We start from the raw sequence: 262 nt of genomic DNA, 5'->3' as shown, positions 1-262 counted from the left end.
CAGGCGACCGTGGCTGGGCGAAGGAGCCGCGCCCAGTCCGTCGCCACCGGAACCTGGCCCGCCGCCGTCGTGCCCGTCCCCGGCGTGCTGGACCTCTACATCAACGAGGGCTACCTGAAGATGGTGGACGACTCGCTGGTTTACCACCGCGGTTTCGGCGACCGGCCCACCGGCCTGCGGGACGCCTCGCCGAGCCTGGCCGTGGCGCCCAAGGTGTTTACCGCCGACGGGCGACTGGTGGAGTCGCGGACCTATCCGCTGG

Annotated in this window: 1 pseudogene; it reads left to right on the top strand. The window is 71.8% G+C overall.

Going from position 1 to position 262, the window contains the following annotated elements:
- Positions 1-9 precede the first annotated feature (9 nt).
- Positions 10-262: pseudogene (locus AC5RUJ_RS19075) on the top strand (hypothetical protein); the annotation flags it as partial.

The sequence above is a fragment of the Arthrobacter sp. Y3223164 genome (genome assembly GCF_059091005.1).
This window is presented reverse-complemented; position numbering and strand designations above follow the sequence as displayed.